Genomic DNA, 24,230 nt, shown 5'->3' on the forward strand with positions numbered 1-24,230 from the left:
ATATGAAAATCCCAAATCAGAGAACATTTGACATTGGAGGTGCTTTGGGAATTGAACTTTTCCTTTTCCCACAAGTTTCTCTTGAAGGACGTATAAAAGGAGGTTACGGATATATCAATGGAAGCACCAGAGGTGGAAAACATTTTAACAGAGATTTGTCTAATGTTGTTTATCAAGTAGGAATCAATTATTATTTAAAATAACTGAATATGAACAAAACGATTTTCATAACCGATTTAGAACAGAAAGATTATAAACAGACATGGGACTTACAAGAAGCTGTTTTTCAGTTGGTTATTGATGTAAAAAGTCATAATCGAAAAGCAAATACATCGGTTGCTACACCCAATTATTTCTTTTTCGTAGAACACCCTCACGTATATACACTGGGGAAAAGTGGCAATATTGAAAATTTGTTAATTTCTGAAAAAGAACTTGCTAGCAAAGGAGCGTCTTTTTATCGAATAAACCGAGGAGGAGATATTACTTATCACGGATACGGACAAGTGGTAGGTTATCCAATACTTGATTTGGACAATTTTTTTACGGATATTCACAAGTATTTACGTTTTTTAGAAGAGGTTATCATTTGTACATTGGCTCACTACGGACTCAAAGGCGAACGAAGTCAAGGAGAAACTGGGGTCTGGCTTGATGTAGGAACACCTTTTGCTCGCAAAATTTGTGCAATGGGAGTTCGTAGTTCGCGCTGGGTTACAATGCACGGATTTGCACTGAATGTTAATACTGATTTAGGATATTTTGACAATATTGTTCCCTGTGGAATACGAGATAAAGCCGTAACTTCCTTGCAGGTAGAACTTGGCAGAAGCATACCTTTGTCAGAAGTAAAATACTATATACAAGAGCATTTTGCACAACTTTTTGAAGCTGTTTTTGTACCAAAATCTGAAAAAGAAATCCTGCAAAAGCTCAATTAGCAAAAACTATTTTCATAACGAAAGGTTCAGAAGACAAATTTGGCACTTTGTATAAAAAATTGTATCTTCGCCCCATCAAAAGATAGGTTTGATTAAGTGAATCAAAAAACGTACATTACGGACTATTGCCATATTTCTCAAAGCTGTATAAAACACGCAGGGATTGAAGTTTTTTCCGCTCCCGATATTTCTTTTTCGGTTTTTTCCAAAGAAGCGTTAAAGCATTTCGAGGTGAATTATCCAAAATTTTTTAAAATGGATAATCTGAGCAAATTGGCTTTTCTTTCGGCAGAAATGCTTTTAGGGAAGTTCCCTTTGGTTGAAAAGAAAAATGTAGCACTTGTCTTGGCAAACAAGTCGGCAAGTCTAGATACCGATGTAAAACACCAGCAATCAATAACCGATTCGGTTAATTATTATCCCAGTCCGGCAGTGTTTGTTTATACTTTGCCCAATATTTGTCTGGGAGAGATAAGCATTCGTCATCAGCTTCAAACCGAGAATGTTTTTTTTGTTTTTGACCAATTTCCTGCTGATTTTTTTAGTCAATATGCACAAATATTGTTCAAAGAAAATAAAACGGACAAGGTTTTTTGTGGGTGGGTCGAATTCTTTCAGGATAATTATGAGGCGTTTGCTTACTTGGTATCACAAAAAAGTGGGTTATATGAACATAATTCACTAATGGTTAAACAATTATTTACAAAATAAATATAATTATGGAAGAATTGATTTTAGAACTTAAAAAAAAGATCATTGAAGTTCTCAATTTGGAAGATTTGTCAGTAGAAGATATTCAAACAGAAGCACCTCTTTTTGGAGATGATGGCTTAGGATTAGATTCTATTGATGCTCTTGAACTTATTGTACTTTTGGACAAAAATTATGGCATTCGTTTATCAGACCCTAAGCAAGGGCGTGCTATTTTTGAGTCTGTACGTACTATGGCAGATTATATTTCTCAACATCGTACCAAATAAGTTATCTATGTCAGAACGAATTGCCATTACAGGAATGGGAATAGTCTCTTCGATAGGAATGTCTGTCGAGGCAAATTTTCTTACTCTTATTGAACCTAAAAGTGGTATTTCGTCAATCGAAAACATAGATACAGTACACAGAAATGCTATCAAAGTAGGGGAGATAAAGCATACGAATCAATCGCTTTTGGAACAACTTGGGCTACCTCACAATGCTAATTATTCTCGAACTTCCCTTTTGGGAATATTAGCTCTAAAACAAGCGCTATCACAAGCTCAAATAATTCCTAGTAATGAACTAGATTTAGGTTTTATTTCTGCTTCAAGTGTAGGAGGAATGGATATGACTGAGCGGTATTTTTATCAATATCAGACAAATCCAGAAATTCGTACTTATATTAAAACTCACAACATTGGCGATGTTACACACCAGATAGCTGATTATTTTAACATAAAAGGACTTGTTACCAGCGTAAGTACGGCTTGCTCTTCTTCTGCCAATGCTATAATTACAGCTGCCAATCTGATTCGGACAAAACGACTGAAACGCGTGGTGGCTGGTGGGGTAGACTCTCTTTCCAAATTTACCATCAATGGTTTTAATACCTTGATGATTCTTTCAAAAAGTGAATGTACTCCATTTGACCAAAATCGTACGGGACTAAACTTGGGTGAGGCGGCAGCTTTTTTAGTTTTGGAAGCAGAATCCGAAGCAATTGCCAGCGGAAGAAATATCTTAGCATATCTTTCAGGCTGGGGCAATGCCAATGATGCTTATCATCAAACGGCTTCCTCACAAGAAGGAGAAGGAGCTTTTTTGGCAATGCAAAAAGCGCTCACTTGTGCTAAACTTACGCCATCAAAAATTGATTATGTAAATGCTCATGGAACGGCGACTCTTAACAATGATTTGTCAGAAAGTAAGGCTCTTATACGTATTTTTACAGAAGAAAAAGTACCTTGTTTTAGTTCAACTAAACCTTTTACTGGGCATACATTAGCCGCAGCGGCTGCCGTAGAGGCAGTATTTAGTGTATTGGCTTTGCAAAATCAGGTTATTTTTCCCAATTTGAATTATACAACTCCAATGCAAGAAGTTTCTATTTGTCCACAAAGGCAAGTACTTTATACGGAAATCAATCATGTGCTTTCCAATTCATTCGGATTTGGAGGGAATTGTTCAACACTTATTTTCTCAAAAAAATGATGAAAAAAAGTTATATAAACGGGTTGAGTTGTATTTCAATGCAACCTACTTTTTCAGATGATTTTCCTTCACAAGTTGTTGAAAATACTATTGATAACATACGCTATGCCGTTGAACCTTCGTACAAAGAATATATTTCTCCATCAGTCATTCGGCGTATGGCAAAAGGAGTAAAAATGGGTACTGCTGTTGCATATAAGGCTTTGCACGATGCACAAGAAGTAAATCCGTCGGCTATACTTGTAGGGACAGGAATGGGGTGTATTAAAGATTCTGAAAAATTCCTTGCTTCTATTATAGACAATGCTGAACAGCATTTGACACCTACTTCATTTATTCAATCGACACATAATACTCTTGCAGGACAAATAGCTTTGAATATGCAATGCAAGGGAATGAATTTTACATATGTTAATGGAGCAGTTTCGTTTGAATCTGCTCTGTTAGAAGCTAAAATGCAAATAGAACAAGATTTGCAACAGAACATCCTGGTAGGGGCTGTTGATGAAATAGGCGATTATATGTACCTTTGGTATGAGCTTGTAGGGATTATTAAAGATAAAAAAGAATCACCTTATAGTATTTATTCCGATACGAAAGGAGTTGTTTTCTCAGAAGGAGCTACATTTTTTATTATTTCGGGTGAAAAATCGGCAAAAACATATGCTTGCCTTACCGATATAACTTTTCAGAATCGATTGAAAAGTAATGAGATAGAGAATTTCGTTAAGCAATTTCTCCAACGTAATAATCTTTCTATTTCGGATATTGATATTGGAGTTTCTGGTAGAAATGGAGATTGTCAAGACGCTATTTATTATGATTGTTACGAAAATATGTTTCCTGAAAAGATAATTACATACAAACAATATAGTGGAGAATATTATACCGCTTCAGCATTTGGTATATGGGTGGCGTGTCATATACTTAAAAATCAGTGCATACCTACAATTTTTCGACAAGAACTATGTGTTGATATGCCATATAAACATATTCTCTTGTACAATCAATTTCAGGGGAAAGACCATAGTTTAACATTGCTTAGTTATGCCTAAACATTGGTCAGTTATCATATTGTTATGTGGAGCAATTGTTATTTGTGCTTTTACAAACCAGCATACGTGGGTGTATCTGCTAGTTATTTTTGCGTATTTGGGTGTGCTTAATTGGGGAATTTTTGATATACGTCAAGGATATTTCATAAAAACGATTTATAAGCTGAAAAATCCGTCAGAAAAAGAAGTATTACTCTCGTTTGATGATGGAGCAACTGAGTTAACACCTTTATTTTTAGATGTTTTGAAGAAATATAATGTTAAAGCGCTCTTTTTTTGTATTGGAAAGCAAATAGAAAAATATCCAGAGATTGTTCAGCGTATTGTACAGGAAGGACATTGGATAGGAAACCATACATATTCGCATACACCAGCTGTTTGTTTTGCTTCTACTGGCAGAATGATACGAGAGATTGAGCAAACGGATACTATTTTGGCTCAAATGGGTATAAAGACAGAATTTTTTCGGCCGCCATATGGTATTACAAATCCGCATATAGCTCAAGCGGTTAAGAAAACTGGCAAAAAAGTAGTAGGGTGGAATATCCGTTCGTTAGACACAATAATTACCGATGAAAACAGGCTTTTTAAGCGTATAACATCGCGTATAACAACGGGGAATATTATCCTGATGCACGATACAAGCTATCGAACACTTCGGGTTTTGGAACGATTATTGCAGTACTTGACCGACAAAAATTATAAAACAACCACTGATTTAACAACATCATTATGAAAAGAATAGCAATTGTATGTTGGCTGTATTTCAACGCTTTGTATGCTTTTGCACAAGAGCCAATGAGTAGTAAAGAAGCATCAGATTTTCGGGATAAAGTAATTTCTAAAACGGCAACCATTCAAAATATGCAATCGGAGTTTGAACAACGTAAGCATCTGGATTTTCTTGCCAATGCTATTAAAACCTATGGCAAAATGCACTACCAAAAACCCAATAAACTCAGTTGGGAATATACGAAACCTTACCAATATCGCATTGTTTTTGCCCAAGATAAAATAACAATTACTGACAACGGAAAAGTATCGCAAGTCAAAGCTGATGATAAGGTTTTCAAGAAGATTAACAACCTTATCGTATCAAGTGTTAATGGCAATGTGTTTGATGAAAAGGAGTTTGATATAACGTATTGGTTTTCAGCAAAAAAAGCAATGGTTAAGCTACGTACTAAAGAAAAGATTTTGCAACGTTATATTACTGAAATACAGCTTACTTTCTCCGAAAAGTATCTTGTTGAGAAGGTAAAACTTATTGAATCTTCTTCTGATTATACAGAAATCCTCTTTAAGAATACGAAAATAAACCAATAAGGCAATGAAATACATATTGAGTAGTTGTATCGGGTTGCTATGGGGTTGTTCATCGGTTTTTGTGTTAGATACATCGTTTGAAAAAGTACAAAACACGATGCCAGTGCTTGATATTCCGTACTTTTCTGATACCGAAAGCCCTTATTTGTATAGAGCAAACTTTGAGTTTTTTGAGAAACACAGCCTAACGGGACTTCTTGTTATCAAAAAAATAAATGAAAAGGGACATCGGGTTGTGGTTACGACCGATTTTGGCAATACAATCCTTGATTTTTCTATGGTAGAAAAACAACTAAAAATGAATTATATACAAAAAGATTTGGATAGAAAGGCACTGCGGCGGGTACTTGCTTTGGATTTTGGTAATCTGCTTGAAAATCGGTATGAAATAACAGAAAAACGCAGTGATAAGGCTACGAATGTATGGATTTCGGTTCAAAAAAAGGCTACCTATTATTGGTTTGGCAATGAAGAATTGCATTTTTTTAAACAAATATACGTTTCAAAATCAAAAAAATATACTACATTTGCTTTTGAAAGCGAAAATGGGGATAAAGCATCACGAATTGCTATTGAACACCATACAATTCCTTTGAAAATAACATTAAATCAATTATAAAATGAAAAAAATCATTATGCTCGGATTCTTATTGCTTAGTATATCGGCAGTAAGCCAAGTGAGTTTCCGTCCTGGAATACGTGCGGGAGTCAATTTGGCTCGTTTCTCGGGAGATAATATGCGTACATTTGACAATACAAATGGTTTTGCTGCCGAAAAAGGTACAAAATTTGACTTGCGTACTGATATGTACGTTGGCGGTTTCGGTGCATTGAGTTTGGGGCGTTATTATATCCTTCAACCAGAGATTAACTACACCCGACAAGGTTCGAAAATAACCTATACGGATGTTAATACGAATGAGCGAAAGACTGATAACCTACGGGTTTCTTATTTGTCAGTCTCGTTGATTAACAAATTTCATTCGAGAGGATTTAATATTCATATAGGTCCTACGTTAGATGTTGTAGTGGATAGAAATTTTACTCAAAATGAAAGTTATGACGTTGATACGGCTATTGTACTGGGTCTGGGGTATAATATAACGGATCAAATAGGTATTGAAGCACGATTTAAGCGCGGTATTGTTTCTGTGTTTGAGACTACCAACAAAAGCGGTTCTTCGTATAACTATGAAACACACCAGAATGTTGTTTTTCAGCTGGGTGCATACTTTACTTTTTAAGGTAAAAAGCCAATGTTAAAAGATTTTTATACGATACAAAAATTAGAAAAGCAAGATACGGGCAAGTATCATTGTCAAATACTTCTTAACAAAGAGCATCAAATCTTTGAAGGGCACTTTCCGGGCAATCCTATCACACCTGGGGTTTGTATGATGCAGATAATAAAAGATATAACCGAGGAGATACTCGGTGAGAAGCTCTTTATGAGTAAGACGTACAATGTAAAATTCGTTGCACTAATCAATCCGGAGGTAACACCGCTTTTAGATTTAAGTATAGATATAAGTCAAAGCGATGAAAACACGTGGATAGTGAAGAATGTAACTTCATTTGCCGATACAATCGCTTTGAAATTAACCAATATATACCAAAAAGTATGTTTGTAAAAGCTGTCATCGGGTTATTACTTTGTATATGGGTCAATAATTCGCCTATTTCGGTAGAAAAAGTTAGAGAAGACTATAAAACTGCATCGAAAAGCAAGGAAAATGCTCAAAAGTTTTACAATTTGCTACACGAAGTACCTGATAATGGCTCGTTGCTGGCTGGGTATGCAGGAGCGGCGCGTATGATGCATGCACGCTATGAAAAAAACCGAGCTACCTTACTTAAAGAAGGGAAAAAGTATATTGAAAATGCAGTAAAGTCTAACGAAAATAGTGTGGAAATTCGTTTTATTCGCCTGAGTGTGCAAGAAAACTTGCCAAAAATAGTTCCTTATCGGCAAAATATAGAAGAAGATAAGCAATTTTTGCTTGAAAACTTAAAAAAAGAGCCTTATGAGCTTCAAAATTATATAAAAAACTATATAAAAAGCTCTAAAATTTTTACCGAAGAGGAGAAAAATCAACTTTTGTAAGTTAAAAACAATATGCAATCATCTGTCAATGAGATACTGACCCGTCGAAAGGTTTGCGTACTTATTCCTACGTATAACAATGCGAAAACATTGGTACGTGTGCTGAATGAAATTCGTAATTATACGACTGAAATCATTGTAGTTAATGATGGAAGTACGGACGAGACGGCGGCTATTTTGTCAAAATATACAGATATCGAAGTACTTACCTTTGATACGAATAAGGGGAAAGGCAAAGCGCTTCGGGTGGGGTTTGACAAAGCACGCTCAATGGGGTATAACTATGCGCTGACTATTGATTCGGACGGACAGCACTTTGCCCAAGATATAGCTGTGTTTGCATACGAGATGGAAAAGAGTGAAGAGCCTGTATTGCTTATAGGCAGTCGTGATATGAATCAAAAAGATGTACCGAAGAAGAATAGTTTTGGTCATCGGTTTTCTAATTTTTGGTTTTGGTTTGAGACGGGTGTTGCACTTAGCGATACACAATCGGGGTATCGGTTGTATCCGCTCGAAAAATTGGCAAAAAACTATGTAACGAATCGATTTGAGTTTGAAATAGAAGTGATTGTTCGAGCCAGTTGGAGTGGAATTCTGATAAAAAATGTACCTATCGGTGTGTTGTACGATAAACAGGAACGCGTGTCTCATTTTCGTCCTTTTTGGGATTTTGCACGGATTAGTATACTCAATACGTTCTTGGTTTTGATAGCAATTCTGTATATAAAGCCACGTGATTTCTTACGAAATTTAAAAAAAAAAGTCTTTGGAAGTTCATAAAAGAAGATATATTGGAGAGTCATTCTTCGGCAGAGGTAAAATCACTATCGGTAGCCTTGGGTATCTTCTGTGGAATAGCTCCGTTTTGGGGCTTTCAAACCTTGATAACGCTTTCGGTAGCTGTGCTATGTAAGCTCAACAAATCGATTGCTTTTGCGTGTTCTAATATTAGTATTCCCCCGATGATACCTATTATTATATTTGGTTCGCTACAAATAGGCTCGGTATTTATAAAGGGAGACACTATACCGAAAACTACTGAAATTACGATGGAATATGTAAAAAACCATCTGTTACAATACTTGGTAGGAAGTTTTTTACTTGCTATAAGTAGTGCCACCTTACTTGCAAGTATTACCTATATTGTACTAAAAAGAAAGATAATACAAAAAATAAAATAATTATTAAAGTTAAATTGTTTATTGCCATAAGCAATTTGTTTATTAGTTGGAATCCGATGTGAAAGCATCGGATTTTTTTTAATAACCTACATTGGTTGTAAAAATAGGATAAAAAATAGTATGAATTGAAAAATAATAAAAAAAATAATAAAAAAATTTGTTTTGTATAAAAATAAATAGTATCTTAGCGCCATAAAATTATCCTAAATAAAATAGGAATATATAATCATATCTATTTTTTGTAAGTGAATATATTAAAAATAGTAATAAGTATGATAAAAAGTATACTAATAAGAACTAAAAGTATTTTAAAATTGTTATTTGTTAGTGTGAAAATGTAGTATCTTGTTGTATAAATTAGATAAATTGTAGTGATAAGTAAATAAATTATAGTAAAAAGTATATTTCTTGTAGTGAAAATGATAAAAATGGTTTTGATATATATATAAATCTCTATGAAATTGATACTAAAAAAAATAATTTGAATAAAAAAAATATTGAAAACAATATTAGATAAATAAAAAACAAGTATAAAACAAATAAAATTCAATAAAAATGTCAAAAACAAATCTAAGTAAAGAAGACCACCCAGTAGTAGGTGAGTTGTTAATCTCTGCACTAGCAAGAGATATTGATACAATCAAAAAATATTTCCGGATATTGATGAAACTTTTATAGAAAAATTTAAAGAGGCAAATCAGGCTGTTAAAGATTCTATTTCGGATATAGATGTTCGTGAAAAACTTAAAAAATCGACCAAAGAACTCTATGAAAATTCGAATAAGCTAAAAGATAAAGTAGCGCTACTTAAAGAATATATGGAGCGTGGTGGGTTAAACTCTAAACTTACAGGAAATGCAGGGCAATCTTTTAGAAGAAAGAATATAGAAGGTGGTGTAAAGTCATTGCGCGATGTAAAACAATATCTGATATCTAATAAAGATAAGATGCAGATGCCTGAAAACTTTTTGCTTGAATTGTATTCAGATGTAGATGCTATCGAAAAGCAAAGCATTGCTCAAAATCTACTAAAAAGTGAGCGAAAACTTACCGTTGCTGATACAAATTCGTATTACAAAAAACATTTTGAGTATATTATAAAAGCCTCACGCTCAGGTAAGTTTGCATTTAGAGGAAATCCTAAAAAAGAAGAATATATATTGTATAAAATAATTCAGAAAATAACACTTAATAAGAAAGAAAAATCTTCTTCTAAGGGAAGAAATGCTGATAAAGAATAGACAATCCTCTTGTTATACGTATTAAATTATATAGATATGAAAAAATATTTGATAGCTATTGTTGCTACAATAGCTACAATCTCTTTGTATGGTCAAACAGAAACATCGGGTAGTGAAGTATATAGAGCTACGCCTTCTAAATATACAGAACTAAAACATACAAAGCTTAAAGTTTGTTTTGATTTTGATAAAAAAACACTTGATGGAGAAGCTTGGGTTACAGCATCGCCTTATTTTTATGCAAATGATAGTGTAAGGCTCAATGCAAAATCAATGCAGATACATAAAGTAGAATTGGTAAAAGGTAAAAAGACACAATCTGTTAAATATATCTATGAAAATGATTTTATAAACATTTTCTTAGATAAAAAATATAATAAAAATGAAGACTATACTTTGTATATTAAATATACAGCTCAGCCAGAGCTTATTGATAACAAAGGAACAGTAGCTATAACAGACACAAAAGGGCTATATTTTATCAATCCTACCGGTGAAGACTACGAAAAACCTACGCAAATATGGACACAAGGTGAAACTGAGTCTTCTTCGGTATGGTTTCCGACTATTGATAGACCTAATCAGAAGACAACCCAAGAGATTTATATTACCGTACCTGACAAATATGTAACGCTGAGTAATGGAATTCTTACTTCATCAGTCAAAGAAGCTAATGGGCTACGTACAGACTATTGGGTAATGGATAAAAAGCATGCGCCTTATTTGTTTTTTATGGCAGTGGGCGAATTTCAGGTTGTAAAAGATACTGCTTGGCGAGGAAAAGTAGCTGTTGATTACTATATGGAAAAAGATAAGGGGCATTTGGGTAAAAAAATCTTTGGAAATACCTCTGAAATGATTGAATTTTTCTCTAAAAAGTATGGATATGATTTTCCTTGGCAGAAGTATGCACAAGTAATTGTTCGAGATTTTGTTTCAGGCGCTATGGAAAATACAACAGCAGTTAGTTTTTCTGAGTATTTTAATCAAACAGAAACAGAACTTGCTGATGAAAATCGTGCAGAGAATACCATTGCTCACGAACTTGCTCATCATTGGTTTGGAGACCTTGTAACAACTGAAAGTTGGGCAAACTTGACAATGAATGAGTCTTTTGCAAACTATGCTGAGTATCTTTGGCTCGAATATAAGTATGGGAAAGACGTTGCAGATTATCATTTGCTTGAAAATAATATGTATTATCATAGAGAACCTGATGATTTTTCTAAAAACTTGGTTCGCTTTGCATACGAAGATAAAGAAGATATGTTTGATAAGGTCTCTTATAATAAAGGAGGTGCTATTCTGCATATGTTACGCGATTATTTGGGTGATGATGCCTTCTTTCAAGGGATTGCTATCTACCTGAAAGAAAATGAATATAGTACTGGCGAGGCTCATCAGTTTCGATTGGCTCTTGAAAAAGTTAGCGGGAAAGACTTAAATTGGTTTTTTAATCAATGGTATTTCTCAAATGGAAATCCTGTTATAAAAATTAGTGAAAAATATGATACACAGGCTAAAAAAATTGAGCTAAAACTCTCACAAATACAAGAAGAAGCGCCTTTGTTTCAGTTTCCGCTCGAAGTAGATATTTATCAAAATGGTAAAAAGGTTCGTCATAGTGTTTGGGTTGATGCAAAAAAAGAAAATATCTTTACTTTTGATGCCGATAAAGCACCACAATTGGTCGATATAAATCCACGTGGAGTAATTCTCCTTTCACAAGAAGAAACAAATAAAACCAAAGAACAATATCAGTTTCAGTATCGCCATGCGAAAGATTATAAAAGCCGTAATGAAGCCTTAGAATATGCCATACAAAACTTAGATAAACAAACTATCTTTCAAGCAACAAGTGATGTTTTTTTCAGATTAAGAATAAAAGCCTTATCAGCACTTGAAAGTGAAAAACTTACGATAAAAGAGCTTGTAGAAATAGAAAAAATTGCAAAATCAGACCCTGAAAACTTAGCACGAGCTAATGCAATTAAATTACTTGCTTTATCTGCTAATAAAAAATACATACCTATCTATGAACAAGGAGTAAAGACAAATTCGGCAGCTATAAAAAGTGCTTCTATTCTTTCGTTATCAAAAATAGACCCTGAAAAATGTGTGCAACTTCTTCAAGATACAAAAGCCAATGAACTGAAAGAAGAAGACCTAATGGAGTTATTACCCTTATTGATTGATAATAAGATAAGTCATCACTTGCAAACAATTTCATATAGTTTTATATTGTATCCTTTTGTAGAGCAAAGTGATTATAATAAAGCTAAATATTTTAAAGAAGGATTCAAATGGTCAATGAACCAAGATGATATAAGTAGTATTAGAAAATCATCTATATTATTAAAACAAATCTATTCGCAAATAGCACAATACCCAGTAGCAAAAAATGCAATAAATAAGGTAATAGAAGAAGCCATAGATATTAAAAAAGAGTTATTGAATAAAAGTGAAAGAACAACAACTATTAAACAACAAATAGAAATACTTGAAAGATTACAAAATCAATTCAAATAATTACTTTTGTATTTAAAAATAAATAATTTTACTAAACAATGAATAAAAATACTATTTTATCAAGTGTCATTTTCCTACTCGTTGTAGGTGTAGTAGTTTTTGGTATTATACACTACCGAAAAAGTAAAGAAACCTATCTATCAGATACAGGACTTGTTGTAATAGGTAAAGCTCCTTCATTTTCATTTACAGATCAAAATGGAAAAATAATTACAAATCAAACCTATGAAGGTAAAATCTATGTAGTAGATTTTTTCTTTACTACTTGCCCTACGATTTGTCCTATAATGACTACAAATATGGCTCGCGTACAAGATGCTTTTCCTGATAATTCTATCGGAATTGCCTCGTTTTCTATTAACCCTACAACAGATACGCCCGAAGTTTTACTACAATATGCTAAAAAGTTTGGAGTTACCAATCCACACTGGCATTTGCTTACTGGAGATGAAAAAAAAATCTTTAAACTCTCCAACGAAGGATTTAATATCTATGCTGCAAAAATTGATGATGAACAAGAAGGATTTGAACACTCCGGATTATTTGCACTTATTGACCAAAAAGGTAATATTGTCTCTCGAAAGAATGATAAAGGACAGCCAATTATCTATTATAAAGGAACAGAAAGTGAAGGAATTCAAATGTTGATAGAAGATATTAAAAAATTGCAGAAATAAATGTATATTCTTTGTATAGAAACCTCTGGGACAAATTGTTCCGTAGCAATAAGTTACGAGGGAAAGTGTATTGCAAGTAAAGAAATCAATACAGGGAACTTTTCACATGCAGAAAAGTTGCACGTATTTATTCAATCTCTATTAGAAGAAGTTGCAATATCTTCTAATAACTTTAAAGCGATTGCTGTAAGTGCTGGTCCAGGTTCTTATACAGGGCTACGTATAGGAGTATCAAGTGCAAAAGGCTTGTGTTATGCTTGGAATTTGCCTCTGATTGCCATTCCAACATTAGAAATCTTAGCCCATAGTATTCAAACAGATAATAAGCTTATTATACCAATGCTTGATGCTCGCCGTATGGAGGTTTATGCTTCTATTTTTGATGCAAAGTATAATGAAATTAGTCCCGTGAAAGCACAAATCTTAGAGCCTAATTCATTTATAGAATATTTATCATCTAATGAAGTTATTTTTTTAGGTGATGGAAGTGATAAGTTTTCTAAAATTTGTCCACACCCCAATGCTATTTTTATAAAAGATAAATTTCCTTCTGCAATTACTATGTGTAACCTTGCTTGGATGCGTTATCAGAATCAATCTTTTGAAGATATAGCCTATTATGAGCCTTTTTACCTAAAAAATTTTGTTGCCAATAGCAAATAGTATATGTAAGATATTATTCTATAATTTACTATATATTGTAATAAATATATATGTATCTCCGTAATCACTAATAAAAAAATCTATTTGCCAAAAAATAGAATTCAAAAATAAAAAATACCATTGAAAATAAGATAATTATATTTTATGTTTTTGGTAAATTACCACAATGAAAATTATTTATTACACTAACCGGATATACAATAAATATATTCTTGATAAATAGTTTTCAAATGTAGAGTTTTATTATATTAAAAATAATTTTTAGTTATGTATTAAGCAAATATAGTATTTGTATATATCTTTTACTTGAAAATATATCATTTTAGAAAATTTATTCTATATAAATTTTTTATCTCAATATGATTTATAAAATTGAAATCTTCAACAAGTATTATATATATTAAGCATATTACTCTATACAGATATTTATTTTTATCAATATTCTTATCTATTTATTCAATAATGTTGATGTTGCTTGATAAATCTTTAAAAGTAAAAAAAATATCTGTGATAGATGTGAAAATTAATTTTTATTTTATAAAAAAATGATATATTAGTAATTTTTTTAAGTTAGAGAAAATATGTTCAACAGAGTATAAATAAAATTAACTCAATAAGTATAAAATAATTTATTATTTGTATTTCAACTATTCAAAAAATGAATAAAAGTTGTAGATATAGCTATTTATTTGTGAAAATTTCTATAAAATAAATATTGTAATTATGATTTTTATTTGATATATTTGCTCAGTCAATTTTTATGAAGCATATAATGAAGAAGTTAATCGTCCTGCTGGGCGGAATACTCAGCTGGGGGCTTTCGGCACAAGAAAAACAAGAAGAAACAACCAACTTTGTAACCTATTCGGACAAGATTACCACCAGTTTTACCTATTTCGACAGCTCAAACAGCTATTTTTTGAACTATACTGAAAACGGACAACCTCAAAATATGTCCTTTCGCCCCAATACACAAAAGCAACTCATCGCAGGAATTGATTACAAGATTATAACAGCTTCTATTGGCTTTACACCAGCCTTTATGAAGGTCAATAGAGAGGTACAAAAGTCCAAACAATTCAACCTTCGCTTTCAAATAAACTACAAAAAGTGGTTTCAAACCCTTAGTTACGCCTATCACAAAGGATATTTTATTGATTTTAACCAAATGGAGGTCTATGCTCCCAATCTTCGCACCCTAAAAATGGGCGGAGTAACTTCTTTTGTGCTAAATGACCGATTTTCTTACAAATCGCTCCTTTCTTATAACCAATGACAGAAGAAAAGTGCAGGAAGTTTCGTAGCAAATGCTTCTTATTACTACAATAATTCGATTTTAATCAGCCCGATACCGATGCGAAAGTCAGCGTTTATGCCCTGAGTCTTTCGTCTGCCTATTATTACAATTTTGTTATCAAAAAGAACTTTTTAATATCGGCAGGATTGGTTGCAGGAATAGGTGTAAATATTTCGGAAGGAGAAATTTCGCCTATTTATGAGGCAAGTACGTATTTAAAATTAGCATACAACAGCGAAAACATCTTCACTTTTGTTGGAATGAATGTTACGAGCTTTACGGAAACTTCTGGTGATGGTTCGTTCAGCTACCTTTACTCTACCATACGCATCGGACCGGGTTATAGATTCAATGCTCCGAAGAAAATGAATGATTTTTACGAAGAAACATTAAAGAAAATCAAGAAATAAACCAAAAGCAATTGATAAATATTAATAAGGAAGCATCTTTTAATTATCAATGATCAATTGTTAATGGTAAATGAAACACGGCGTAGGGGCAAATCATTATTTGCCCAATATAAATAAGAGCTAAAGATATTTCATTCAACGGTAATAGGACAAAAAATATTTCGCCCCTACGGGGTTGGGGTGAGGAAATGATTGATATTTATACTTAAATAAACAATTAACCATTAAAAAATTAAAGATTGGTATGTATTTTGGATAGTCGTTTTTATTAATTTTAAAAAATTGAAATAATGAAAAGAGTAATTTTGACCGTAACAGGTCTTATATTGTTCGCATCGTGCAACAACAACCCTAAACAAACCACCAGCACTACTACAGAAACTGCCACCCAACAAGAAATGACTCAGCCAGACACGCACACATCGCAAAATTCACTTGACTGGGCAGGAACTTACAAGGGAACAATTCCAGCAGCGAGTAGTTCGGGTATTGAGGTTACTTTGGAACTAATGAACGACAATACTTACAAAAAGAAAGAGGTTTATTTAGATGAAAAAGATGGCACTTTCAACGAAGAAGGAACATTTACTTGGTCAAGCGATGGCTCAAAAATCACGCTCAAATCTCAAAAAGGCGACACACAGCTATATAAATTAATAGAAGGTGGCGTAATCCTTTTAGATGCTGACGGAAATGAAATTACTGGCGAATTGGCCTCGCATTACATTCTTAAAAAAGCAAACTAATTGGGAAAAATAATCGCCGTTAAGGCTTTTTTATAATCCATTTCGACTCAAACAACTATTGGAATGCCTACTTCTAATTCCGATAGTTTCTTTTTAATGAAAATCACCTCCGAAATATAGCCTTTGGAGGTGGTTTTGTAAGAGTTTTTCAATAAAAAATAGACCTTTTCTCATAAAACAATTGCAATCAATAGCAAAATAGCAATGATTCTATTTAAAAATAACAATTTATGACCCCAGAACAACTACAAAACATCGCGAAAATGGAAGAAATCCTCAATAAAATAGAAGATTTTACCCCAAAAGTAGAAGAATTTCTAAAACAATGGCAGGAATTGCTTCCCTAAATCCAAAAATTAGACCAATATTACGGAAGCGACCAATGGCGACAGGATTATGACGATGCCAACGAAGGTAAAATCCCCGAAGGAATGCCTCACGGCGTACTCTCCGAAGACTCGGCGTACAATGCTTTGGGTGACCAATATTTCTTAGCGGTCAATTTCTTAAAATTGGTAACCAAAATCATCGCCCAAGACAGAGAAAATTTTTAATTATAAATTGTCAATGGTTAATTATCAATTGTTAATGATTTTTCAATAATGTAGGGGCGTATGCAATACGCCCCCTACAATTCACTTCGTTCGGGTCGCCCCTACGGGACATTGTGAAAATTGTTTCCTTTTAAATTTGGAAAATTATCCTACATTTGCTTTTATATTTTCAGAAAACTATGAAAAACATCATACTTTTAGAAAACCACTCCGATTATTATCTCGGATTTGAAGTGCAATCGCCTGAGCCTGTGTTTGTCGGTTGGGATATGACTTATGATGAGGTCATTGCCTTGTCTTGTGTGGAATGGGATTCGCCTTTTGACTTGGATTATGAGGTGTATGAATATTATTATTTCAAATATCCAGTGTGGGTGGGCAATTTGCTTTTTTCTAAATTTGAATTTCGGATACATAACACACAGCGTAGAGATACTGCCGTGAAAGAATACTATGCCAATGGCAACAAACAAGTGGAAGAATTTGATTTTTGGCAAGTGCATCATCAATTAGAAAAGCATTTAACCCTTGATAAAAGCTACAAAACTCGCGAAGATCTCTATTCATTTTTTCAGAAAGACGAAATATCATTTATCATTATTTATTATGGAGAGCCTCAACATCAATATATGTTTTGTAATATTTTCAATACGCGTGATTATTTTGAATTAATTACCCCTATCAAAAATGAAAACAACATATAACTCACAGATTTTGTGCTATTGCCTAAAAAAGATGTCGAAATAAATATGGATTGTCGGAAATATGAAGCTGTCAAACGCCGTCTGCCCATACTAACTGAAAAGTTTGACAATCAAGCTATTTTGTGGCGAGATGAGGAGAATCAGCAAATCGGTGTGAGTGTAGACAAATTTGTTCGGGTTTTCCGCTGTCGGACATCGAAAAAGTGTACATCGAACGTCTGCTTCCTGTCAAAGGACACGGAGCAGACTATGTTTTCATACAATACAAAAACGAAAAATATCCCACAAAAATCCTTGAAGCCAACAACAACCTTTTTGACAAGGTGGATTTAGAAAAAATCTTTAAACAGAAGATTTTATTTGGCGGGGAATATTATAATTGTAATTGCGTAAAAAAAATAATAATTTAGCATTGTTAATTAAATATTGTTTATTATATTTACATCCAAAAATAATGAAATGACTTGTCCTAAGTGTAAATCTAGTCAATCTATCAAAGATGGCAAAACCAATGCTGGAAAACAACGCTATAAGCGTAAAAATTGTAATTATCACTTTAGTGTAGAGAAGCGTTGCACCGAAAAAACCGATAAACAAAAACGCCTTGCCTTGCAACTTTATTTGGAAGGTATGGGTTTTCGTGCTATTGGTAGAGTATTGCAAATCAGCTATGGAACGATTTTTCAATGGGTTAAAAAATGGGGAAAGCAGGCTGAACTTCCCCAAAAAGAAGCCCCGATAGAAATCGTTGAATTAGATAAAATTCACACCTATATTCAGCATAAAAAAACTACTGTTGGATCTGGATTGCTGTTGATAGATTTGGAAAACGGATCATCGATTTTGTTTGCAGAAAAAGAAATACTTTAACTTTTTCAAAGTTATACAACAGATTGAAAAACAAAGATATAAATTTATTTTGTAGTGATTATTGGAAATCGTATAAAGAGTTAAATCCATCTAAAAACCTGTGCCAAAGTAAATCTGAAACATACACTATTGAGGGATTTAATAGTTTGATCAGGCATTATTTGGTACGATTTAAGCGGAAAACAAAATGCTATTCTAAATCTCAAAAAATGATAGAATACTCATTAAAATTATTATTTTTGGAGTTGAATAGTCAATTAACTATATTTGTTTAACAATTCCTTTAAAAAGATTTTTTATAATTTTTTATCCGCCAGAATTCCCAAAACACCTTTTACATCATAAATAATTGACAAAGGTTTTTGTAATTGTTTTAAATTCATTGAGATAAAATCTTTGTGTGCAACAGCAAGAACAATCGCATCAAACAGTTCATCGGGTTGTTGTTGAGTTGAGGTTATATTATGCTCCATTTTTACTTCCTCAGGATTTGCCCAAGGGTCATATACAACAACTTGGGTATGAAAAGATTGTAAATGCTTTACCACGTCAGTAACTTTGGTATTGCGAACATCAGGACAATTTTCTTTGAATGTAACTCCCAATACCAACACTTTGGCACCATTGACTGAAATTTGTTTTTCTATCATTAGTTTAACCACTTCACTGGCTATATATTGTCCCATCGAATCATTCATTCGTCTTCCTGCTAAAATAATTTCGGGGTGATACCCAACCTCTTGGGCTTTTTGGGCCAAATAATAAGGATCAACACCTGTACAATGCCCTCCTACAAGACCTGGTGTGAATTTCAAAAAATTCCATTTTGTACCAGCAGCCTCTAAAACTGCCTGTGTATCAATCTGTAAAATACTGAAAATTTTTGCCAATTCGTTAACAAAAGCGATATTGATATCTCGTTGCGAATTTTCAATAACCTTAGCTGCTTCGGCAACTTTGAGTGTTGGAGCAAGATGTGTACCTGCTTCAATAACAGAACGATACAAATTATTTACTTTTTGAGCTGTTTCAGAAGTTGACCCCGATGTTATTTTCAAAATATTAGCCACAGTATGTATTTTATCCCCTGGATTGATACGCTCGGGAGAATATCCTGCGAAGAAATCCGTATTATACTTCAATCCTGAAAATTTTTCTAAAATAGGGATACAAAACTCTTCGGTACAACCCGGATAAACAGTTGATTCATAGATAACTATGTCTGATTTTTTTAATAGTTTCCCTACCAATTCACTTGCTTTTTGTAAAGGTTGAAGGTCAGGACGATTGTTTTTATCCACAGGAGTGGGTACGGTAATGATGTAATAATTACAATGTTTTATATCTTCAAGCGAGGTAGTACAATATAAACCTTTGTCAGTAGGAATATTGCTCACTAACACCTCTTGTAGTTCTTGGTCAGAGACCTCAAGTGTATTGTCTTTTGCATTTTTTAGCGAAGTAACGCGTTCCGAATTGATATCATACCCAACAACGGGATATTTTGTAGCAAATAATCGGGCAAGAGGCAATCCCACATATCCAAGACCTATGATAGCTATTTTTGTCATTAAATAAATGTTTATTTTTTTGTTGATTTTAGAATCAGGTAAAATTAGTACAAAAGTAGCTGATTTTTGTCAAAAAAGCAAAAAAATTATCAATTTTATGTGTGTTACCAAGTATTTTGGGTATTTATGTATGAAAAGCAGTAGTATGAACATCGAAAAATTTAAACATATCGTACAAAAATATCTTCAAGGAAAAATCTCTGATAAAGAAAAAAATATTTTACAAAAATTTGAAAATCAAATGATTGATAAAAATATATCTAAGGTTTTTTCTTCAGAAGAAGAAATAAAACAAATTCAAAAAGAAATCTCAGACAAGGTATTTCGTTCTGTTTCGAAAAAGAAAACAATTGTATGGCAAAAATGGGCGATTGCAGCTTTCTTTCTATTACTTTTTGGAACAGGAATCTTATACTTTTTGATGCGTAAAGATTTTGAAAGATTGATTACTTCTGAAAAAAATATTGCTGAAATAGAAATTACTACTCAAAAAGATGAGCGACAAGAAGTTACACTTAGTGATGGTACAAAAGTGATGCTTTCGCCAGAAAGTACGTTGCGCTATCCGACTGAATTTTCAACCGAAATTCGCAAAGTTTTCCTTTCAGGAGAAGCTTATTTTGACGTAGTGAGAAATGAGCAGCAACCTTTTGTTGTAATTAGTAAAAACATTGAAACACAAGTACTTGGAACATCATTTAATGTAAGAGCTTATGATGGTCAAGAGCAAATAAAAGTTACACTGGCTTCGGGTAAAGTACGTGTGAGCGATGCGAAAAATCAAATGATTTTGTTACCAAGTCAGCAATTGGTTTATGAAAAATCTTCCCAAGAGATGACCTTGAAAAACATTGATTTAGAGGACTTTGCTCAGATGCGAAATGGTATCCTTCAATTTGAAGAAACTTCCCTTTCACAAGTGATAGAAAAGTTAGAAGATTTTTACAACATACGAATTTCGTTGCAAGTACGGAATGCTGACAGATGTTACATTACGGGAACATTCAAGCAAGAAGAACTTCACGTGATTTTAGAACAAATATGCTTTGTACATCAAGGAATTACGTATGAAAAAATTACCGAAAAATATATTATAATAAAAGGAATGTGTAACTAAACCAAAATGAATATGAGACGACAAGAAAGAAACCCAACTCAGGAAAACATCAAACCGCAAATGTAACGCATAGAATTGCGTGTCGAGGTGGTCATTGAACTTGTTGAAATGCTCTCGAGAAAAGAGCAACCTGCTTAAAGTACTTTGGCGAGCTCTTCAAAACAGGTTGCAAGCAGTTTAAAAGATTTTACTAACCTTATAAACTTTATTTTGTATGTATCAAAAAATTAAAAAAGTATTTCTATTAGCCTTATTTTTGGTAGCTATCCCGATGTCGGCACGTAAAGCCAATGGACAAGAGTTGCAGTCGGTAAAGGTACAACTTAATTTAAAAAATGTAACCATTTTACAAATTTTTAAATCGATTGAATCACAAACAAATTTCACTTTTGTTTATGGAAGCGAACTCAAAAAGTGATAATAAACAAGTGAATTTTGTAAAACAATCAAATCTTAATGAAGTATTGAAAGACCTCTCAAAGGAATTTGGCGTTAGTTTTCAATAGATTAACTGGACCATTTCTGCTAAGAAGAATACTTCGATAATAATGCAACAAAATCGAATTATCATAGGAATTGTAACTGATGAAGACGGAAATCCGTTGCTCGGAGTGAGTGTAGTGGTTAAAGGAACTGACAAAGGGGTTGCCACAGATTTCGATGGGAAATTTTCGCTCGAAATTGCTCCTGATGCAAAAATGTTAGAAATTTCCTCAGTAGGATTTATCACACAAGAGGTAGCCATTGCGGGGAAATCGTCATTTACCATCGTTTTGAAAGAAGATACACAACAGCTTGAAGAAGTGATTGTTGTAGGATATGGAGTACAACGCCGAGGTGATGTAACCACAGCAATTCTTCGGTGCGAGCCAAAGATTTGGAAGACAAACCCGTAACTTCGGTTGCCGAGGCGATGGTCGGGAAAATGCCAGGGGTACATATCTCACAAGGTTCGGGAGCTCCGGGGTCAAACTTGCAAATACGTGTGCGAGGTATTGGAACGATTACAGCAGGTTCTGACCCTCTTTACGTAGTTGATGGAGTGCCTCTTGGCAAAGAAGATTTGACAGTTCTCAATTCTAATGATATTGAATCTATTCAAGTGTTGAAAGATGCTTCATCGGCAGCAATTTACGGTTCGCGAGGAAGTAATGGAGTGGTGTTAATCACTACCAAAAAAGGAAGCGAAGGCAAAACTTCAATTACATACAATACGTATATGTCTTTGCAAAATGTATCGAAAAAAATTGATATGCTCAACGCCTATCAGTATGTCGACTTGGTAAAAGACACTCATAACAATTCCTATTTTGATCGTATGAAAGCTGTTAATAACAGACGACAATCCAGAGGGCAAACGCCTTTAACTTATTCAATAAACGATGATAACGCATTGCGTTTGCAAAATACAGGAAATGATTATAATTCGATTATTCCCGTAGAATTAAATCCGTATTTGCAAGGTATTCAAGGACTTACTGATACCGATTGGCAAGATGAAATTTTCCGAACTGCGGTAATGACCAATCACATCATTTCCCTTTCGGGAGGAACGCAAAACTTACGTTATTATTCTTCATTAGATTATCTCAAACAAGAGGGAATTGTTATTGGAACAGACTTTGAGCGTATTGGTTTGCGATTGAATATAGACGGAAAATCAGGAATTTTCAAGTATGAAGTAGCCTTAAATCCTCCTTTTATAAAAGAAAATCAAGTGAATGCCAATGGAGCATATAACGCATCGGGAGGGGGAGTGATTTCTTCGGCATTACATAGTGCTCCCATATTCCCTGTTTATAATTCTGATGGAACGTTCAGTTTTGCTCAAAATGAGTGGAGTGACTCAACGGTTACGATGGTTAATGGCGTAGCAAGAAAAGGAAATGCACAAACCCAAGTGTGGAATCCCGTTGTATTGGCATTATTTACTTCTGATGAAACCAAAGGAAACCGCTTACTTGGTAAAGCGTATGCCGAAGTTGAGTTTCTCAAAGGTTTAACCTATAAATTAGATGTTGGGTTTGATTTATCCTCTGGTGCTCGTTCTACTTTTCGCCCTTCAACTATTCCGCTTTCAAACACAGCAGGAAATCCAGAATCAGAGGCAGAGGTAACGTCTCGATCTTCACAACGCTATAATTGGTTGTTAGAACAAACACTAAACTACAACAAAACCTTTGGCAAGCATTCACTAAGTGCCTTAGGTGGTTGGTCGATGCAATATAATCGAGATGAAAGCAATTATATGTTTGCTAACGGGTTTATTTCTAATTCCATAAAAACCTTGAATGCAGGAATAGTAACACGCGGAAATTCTGAAATGTCAGAATGGGCGATACTTTCAGCCATTGCCAGAATACAATATAACTATGCAGGAAAATATATGCTTATCGCTGCAATACGTGCCGATGGAGCATCTTGTTTTGGAAATAATAACAAATGGGGTTATTTCCTTTCCGTTTCAATAGGTTGGCGAATTAGCGAAGAAAATTTCTTGAAAGAAGTTTCATTTCTTAGTGATTTAAAACTACGAGCAAGTTATGGACTTACAGGAAATCTCCGTATTCCGAACTACGGAGCTCAGGGCGAATTTAGTTATTATAGCTATGTGCTTGGTGGCTCTTCACCTTCTGTTATCAAAGGAATTGCTCCAAGTGCCTTGCCAAATCCTGATTTGCAATGGGAAAAAACAGCTCAATTTAACGTAGGTTTTGATGCAAGCCTTTGGAAAGGATTGATTTCTTTTGGGTTAGACTTATATAATAGTAATACCTATGATTTGTTATTGCAAGTTCCTGTGCCGAGAACTACCGGTTTTGCTAAACGCTTAGAAAATATCGGACGGGTGAATAACAAAGGAATTGAGTTCAATATCAGCGGAAACATTGATAATAATAATAGATTGAACATCGCACCGTATTTTAATATTTTTGTATATCTGTAATCACTCATAAGCTGTAATATTGGCTAAAACCAATCTGTCAAATAAATGCTCTGCAAAGTAACGACGATTGAGCTTGTAAACAAATTCGTCTAAGTATAATTGTAAAT

28 protein-coding genes and 3 pseudogenes are annotated in these 24,230 nt (G+C 33.7%); 29 read left to right on the forward strand and 2 right to left on the reverse strand.

Going from position 1 to position 24,230, the window contains the following annotated elements; genetic code table 11:
* The first annotated feature begins 2 nt into the window (after positions 1-2).
* From OO775_RS01765 to OO775_RS01880, 25 genes and pseudogenes are all read left to right on the forward strand, one after another.
* A complete protein-coding gene (locus tag OO775_RS01765) occupies positions 3-203 on the forward strand; it encodes a hypothetical protein (protein WP_264845295.1) in 201 nt (66 codons plus the stop codon).
* A gap of 6 nt (positions 204-209) precedes the next feature.
* Complete coding sequence (gene lipB / locus OO775_RS01770) at positions 210-941, forward strand: lipoyl(octanoyl) transferase LipB (RefSeq protein WP_264845296.1); 732 nt, start codon at positions 210-212, stop codon at positions 939-941.
* Positions 942-1,037: 96 nt separating this feature from the next.
* A complete protein-coding gene (locus OO775_RS01775; RefSeq protein WP_309297231.1) occupies positions 1,038-1,652 on the forward strand; it encodes a 3-oxoacyl-ACP synthase in 615 nt (204 codons plus the stop codon).
* Positions 1,653-1,660: 8 nt separating this feature from the next.
* Positions 1,661-1,921, forward strand: coding sequence for a phosphopantetheine-binding protein (locus tag OO775_RS01780; protein WP_264845297.1), 261 nt, complete (start codon positions 1,661-1,663; stop codon positions 1,919-1,921).
* Between the two features lie 7 nt (positions 1,922-1,928).
* On the forward strand, positions 1,929-3,128 hold the full coding sequence (locus OO775_RS01785; RefSeq protein ID WP_264845298.1) for a beta-ketoacyl-[acyl-carrier-protein] synthase family protein: 1,200 nt from the start codon (positions 1,929-1,931) through the stop codon (positions 3,126-3,128).
* Entirely contained in the window at positions 3,125-4,183 is a 1,059-nt protein-coding gene (locus tag OO775_RS01790) for a beta-ketoacyl synthase chain length factor (RefSeq protein ID WP_309297232.1), read from the forward strand. The genes OO775_RS01785 and OO775_RS01790 overlap by 4 nt, the downstream gene beginning before the upstream one ends.
* On the forward strand, positions 4,176-4,919 hold the full coding sequence (locus tag OO775_RS01795) for a polysaccharide deacetylase family protein (protein ID WP_264845299.1): 744 nt from the start codon (positions 4,176-4,178) through the stop codon (positions 4,917-4,919). The genes OO775_RS01790 and OO775_RS01795 overlap by 8 nt, the downstream gene beginning before the upstream one ends.
* Positions 4,916-5,509, forward strand: coding sequence for a flexirubin biosynthesis/transport protein LolA2 (gene lolA2, locus OO775_RS01800; protein WP_264845300.1), 594 nt, complete (start codon positions 4,916-4,918; stop codon positions 5,507-5,509). The genes OO775_RS01795 and lolA2 overlap by 4 nt, the downstream gene beginning before the upstream one ends.
* A gap of 4 nt (positions 5,510-5,513) precedes the next feature.
* Positions 5,514-6,128 (forward strand): flexirubin biosynthesis protein LolB2, encoded by a 615-nt coding sequence (gene lolB2 / locus OO775_RS01805; protein WP_264845301.1) that lies wholly within the window; start codon positions 5,514-5,516, stop codon positions 6,126-6,128.
* Between the two features lies 1 nt (position 6,129).
* Positions 6,130-6,753 carry an outer membrane beta-barrel protein gene (locus tag OO775_RS01810; protein WP_264845302.1) on the forward strand — a complete coding sequence of 208 codons (624 nt, stop codon included), beginning with the start codon at positions 6,130-6,132 and terminating at the stop codon, positions 6,751-6,753.
* Positions 6,754-6,765: 12 nt separating this feature from the next.
* Positions 6,766-7,140 (forward strand): ApeI family dehydratase, encoded by a 375-nt coding sequence (locus OO775_RS01815; RefSeq protein WP_264845303.1) that lies wholly within the window; start codon positions 6,766-6,768, stop codon positions 7,138-7,140.
* The gene (locus OO775_RS01820; protein WP_264845304.1) at positions 7,131-7,613 is read left to right on the forward strand and encodes a hypothetical protein; all 483 of its coding nucleotides are present in this window, start codon (positions 7,131-7,133) and stop codon (positions 7,611-7,613) included. Before OO775_RS01815 ends, OO775_RS01820 begins: the two co-directional genes overlap by 10 nt.
* Before the next feature lie 12 nt (positions 7,614-7,625).
* A pseudogene (locus tag OO775_RS01825) lies at positions 7,626-8,797 on the forward strand (DUF2062 domain-containing protein).
* 818 nt (positions 8,798-9,615) lie between these two features.
* Positions 9,616-10,038: a hypothetical protein gene (locus tag OO775_RS01830; RefSeq protein ID WP_264845305.1), complete on the forward strand. Its 423-nt coding sequence runs from the start codon at positions 9,616-9,618 to the stop codon at positions 10,036-10,038.
* Positions 10,039-10,074: 36 nt separating this feature from the next.
* Positions 10,075-12,567: a M1 family metallopeptidase gene (locus OO775_RS01835; protein WP_264845306.1), complete on the forward strand. Its 2,493-nt coding sequence runs from the start codon at positions 10,075-10,077 to the stop codon at positions 12,565-12,567.
* A 38-nt stretch (positions 12,568-12,605) separates the two neighbouring features.
* Positions 12,606-13,244 carry an SCO family protein gene (locus OO775_RS01840; protein ID WP_264845307.1) on the forward strand — a complete coding sequence of 213 codons (639 nt, stop codon included), beginning with the start codon at positions 12,606-12,608 and terminating at the stop codon, positions 13,242-13,244.
* On the forward strand, positions 13,245-13,907 hold the full coding sequence (tsaB, locus tag OO775_RS01845; protein WP_264845308.1) for a tRNA (adenosine(37)-N6)-threonylcarbamoyltransferase complex dimerization subunit type 1 TsaB: 663 nt from the start codon (positions 13,245-13,247) through the stop codon (positions 13,905-13,907).
* A gap of 772 nt (positions 13,908-14,679) precedes the next feature.
* Entirely contained in the window at positions 14,680-15,183 is a 504-nt protein-coding gene (locus tag OO775_RS01850) for a DUF4421 family protein (protein WP_264845309.1), read from the forward strand.
* Between the two features lie 167 nt (positions 15,184-15,350).
* Positions 15,351-15,614: a hypothetical protein gene (locus OO775_RS01855; RefSeq protein ID WP_340696718.1), complete on the forward strand. Its 264-nt coding sequence runs from the start codon at positions 15,351-15,353 to the stop codon at positions 15,612-15,614.
* 290 nt (positions 15,615-15,904) lie between these two features.
* A complete protein-coding gene (locus OO775_RS01860) occupies positions 15,905-16,360 on the forward strand; it encodes a copper resistance protein NlpE (RefSeq protein WP_264845310.1) in 456 nt (151 codons plus the stop codon).
* A 230-nt stretch (positions 16,361-16,590) separates the two neighbouring features.
* On the forward strand, positions 16,591-16,707 hold the full coding sequence (locus OO775_RS01865) for a DUF4298 domain-containing protein (protein ID WP_264845311.1): 117 nt from the start codon (positions 16,591-16,593) through the stop codon (positions 16,705-16,707).
* Entirely contained in the window at positions 16,708-16,914 is a 207-nt protein-coding gene (locus tag OO775_RS01870) for a DUF4298 domain-containing protein (RefSeq protein ID WP_264845321.1), read from the forward strand.
* 179 nt (positions 16,915-17,093) lie between these two features.
* Positions 17,094-17,618 carry a hypothetical protein gene (locus tag OO775_RS01875; RefSeq protein ID WP_264845312.1) on the forward strand — a complete coding sequence of 175 codons (525 nt, stop codon included), beginning with the start codon at positions 17,094-17,096 and terminating at the stop codon, positions 17,616-17,618.
* Positions 17,619-17,630: 12 nt separating this feature from the next.
* Positions 17,631-18,028, forward strand: a pseudogene (locus OO775_RS14195) (hypothetical protein).
* A 49-nt stretch (positions 18,029-18,077) separates the two neighbouring features.
* A protein-coding gene (locus OO775_RS01880) for an IS1 family transposase (RefSeq protein ID WP_264845322.1) occupies positions 18,078-18,763 on the forward strand; the annotation gives its coding sequence in 2 pieces (ribosomal slippage) (positions 18,078-18,408 and positions 18,408-18,763; 687 coding nt in all).
* A 21-nt stretch (positions 18,764-18,784) separates the two neighbouring features.
* Here OO775_RS01880 and OO775_RS01885 read toward each other — a convergent pair.
* A complete protein-coding gene (locus OO775_RS01885) occupies positions 18,785-20,059 on the reverse strand; it encodes a nucleotide sugar dehydrogenase (protein WP_264845313.1) in 1,275 nt (424 codons plus the stop codon).
* 145 nt (positions 20,060-20,204) lie between these two features.
* Between OO775_RS01885 and OO775_RS01890 the strand changes: the two genes are divergently transcribed.
* The 4 genes from OO775_RS01890 to OO775_RS01905 all read left to right on the forward strand — a co-directional run bounded on the left by OO775_RS01890 (position 20,205) and on the right by OO775_RS01905 (position 24,123).
* Entirely contained in the window at positions 20,205-21,176 is a 972-nt protein-coding gene (locus OO775_RS01890; protein ID WP_264845314.1) for a FecR family protein, read from the forward strand.
* Between the two features lie 214 nt (positions 21,177-21,390).
* Entirely contained in the window at positions 21,391-21,594 is a 204-nt protein-coding gene (locus OO775_RS01895) for a hypothetical protein (RefSeq protein WP_264845315.1), read from the forward strand.
* A gap of 130 nt (positions 21,595-21,724) precedes the next feature.
* Entirely contained in the window at positions 21,725-22,072 is a 348-nt protein-coding gene (locus tag OO775_RS01900; protein WP_264845316.1) for a carboxypeptidase-like regulatory domain-containing protein, read from the forward strand.
* Positions 22,039-24,123 (forward strand): SusC/RagA family TonB-linked outer membrane protein, encoded by a 2,085-nt coding sequence (locus tag OO775_RS01905; RefSeq protein WP_264845317.1) that lies wholly within the window; start codon positions 22,039-22,041, stop codon positions 24,121-24,123. The genes OO775_RS01900 and OO775_RS01905 overlap by 34 nt, the downstream gene beginning before the upstream one ends.
* Here OO775_RS01905 and OO775_RS01910 read toward each other — a convergent pair.
* Positions 24,124-24,230 (reverse strand): annotated as a pseudogene (locus tag OO775_RS01910) (IS1595 family transposase); the annotation flags it as partial.

It is taken from the genome of Capnocytophaga catalasegens (assembly GCF_026005215.1).
GTDB lineage: Bacteria > Bacteroidota > Bacteroidia > Flavobacteriales > Flavobacteriaceae > Capnocytophaga > Capnocytophaga catalasegens.